The sequence below is a fragment of the Dysgonomonas sp. ZJ709 genome (assembly GCF_011039195.1).
GTDB lineage: Bacteria > Bacteroidota > Bacteroidia > Bacteroidales > Dysgonomonadaceae > Dysgonomonas.
The window spans coordinates 1-2089 of the sequence record NZ_JAAKEM010000070.1 but is presented as its reverse complement, the minus strand read 5'-3'; the positions used below and the strand labels follow the sequence as shown (position 1 = coordinate 2089).

General features: G+C 42.1%; 1 protein-coding gene. It reads right to left on the bottom strand.

Annotation, left to right across the window (positions count from 1 at the left end):
* On the bottom strand, window positions 1–2089 hold a 2089-nt coding region (locus G7Y56_RS18350), incomplete at both ends, for a multicopper oxidase domain-containing protein (protein ID WP_165045902.1).

Genomic DNA, 2089 nt, shown 5'->3' with positions numbered 1-2089 from the left:
AATTTCATGTCACTGTCGTAATGAGTCGATGCCGAAAGATATTTAGTAAGTATATATCTGGCACCAAAAGCATATTCGATATTGGTATTGATCATACCCCATAGTCGCAAACGTTTTGTAACGGGGATATCGTCTCTTCTTAGTTGGGCACGAACATAACCTGTATGATCGACCTGCAATTGAGTTACAAGCAAAAAGGGTAAAGTATATTGTAATCCAAGGGTAAATGCTCCCCAATTCTTCTGATTACTGGTTTGCCCAAACAGATTCTTTTCTCTCCGTCCACCTTCTCTGTAAAACCAATCCCAGCCTGCATAAGCCACTAGAAATTGCTTTTGATCAAGAAACCGTCCGATTCGGGCTTCTGTTTCAAAACCATGTGTTTTATTCAGTCCGATTCTCCACTCGGTAGATAATATCCATCGGGTATTCATCAGCGACATATTTCCATCACTACCGTTGCTTTCTAAGCCAATCTGACCTCCAAGAAAGAAACGCCGATCATCGTTATATACCTTTTTAAGAGCTTCTTTCGGATCGGGTATCTGCGGATTAGGAGGCGAATCTTCGTAAGAAAATATACGTCCCATTCCCGCCATCATATGATATAGAATGTGACAATGAAAATACCAATCGCCATACTCTTCAGCGGCATTAAACTCAATCGTGTCTGTTTCCATTGGCATAATATCCAATACATTCTTCAGCGGTGAGTACTCGCCATGCTCATTCACCACACGGAAAAAATGTCCGTGCAAATGCATCGGGTGGCGCATCATTGAGTTATTGTTAATTACTATACGTATATTTTCGCCTTTCCTGATTAATATTTTATCACTTTCCGATACCGTTTTATTATTGATAGTCCACACATAGCGGTTCATGTTTCCTGTCAGCTCAAAATACAGTGTTCTGAAAGGAGTGTCGGGTAAGGTGGTTTTTACGGGAGATTTCAACATGGCGTAATTTAGCGTAACAATATCGTCCTGTGACTCGGCATGATGGGCATGACTCGTACTATCTTGCATCGATGGCATATCAGACATTCCATCGCCTGTTATTTCGGGATACATCACTGCATTCATATCCATTTGTTGAAGGCTCATATTCATTCCCATATCTTTCATATTACCGCCCATGGTCATCATATCATTCATCATCTTCATGCCTTCGAAGTATTTCAAACGGGGTAAAGGCTTTGCGGCTTGCCTCGTTCCATCTCCAAGCCATAGTGATGCCGAACCTGTTCTGTCTTCTGATGTGGCTAATAGTTCGTAAGCTGTACCATCGGCAGGTATTGTGACCATGACATCATATGTTTCTGACGTGCCGACAATAAATCTATCTACTTCTACCGGCTCTACATCCATACCATCGCTTGCCACAACCGACATTCTACCTGCCGAATAGGTTACCCAAAAGTATGTGGAGGCACTACCGTTAATTACCCGCAACCGAACTTTATCGCCTGCCTTATATTTTTTCGCTTGTTGTTCGCTTGCACCGTTTACTAAAAATCGTTCGTAATACACATCGCTTACGTCCATGGCATTCATACGCTTCCACTCATTGGAAAACTTCGTTTTGAAGTTCCCGCTTAGGAGTGCTTCACCATAACTTTGCACGGCGTTTTTCTTGATTGCGTACCAATCGGTAGCATAATGCAACGAGCGTTCTATTTCGTGAGGGTTTTCGTCACTCCAATCGCTGAGTAAAACGACTTCTTCGTTCATGACAAGTTCGTTTGGCTTATGAATCACTATTGCTCCATACATACCTATTTGTTCTTGCAACATGGTATGCGAGTGATACCAATAGGTTCCGCTTTGGCGAAGAGCAAATTTGAATGTATGGGTCGACATCGGTTCGATAGGAGCTGTGGTTAAATACGATACTCCGTCCTGTTCGTTGGGTAAAAGAAGCCCATGCCAGTGAATGGATGTTTCGTGCATCATATTGTTATGCACATAGACTACTGCCGTATCGCCTTCGGTGAAATAGAGCGTTGGCATAGGTATCTGCCCATTGACTGCTATTGCCTTTTTATTTTTCCCTGTATAATTCACAATCGTATCATTGATATATAAAT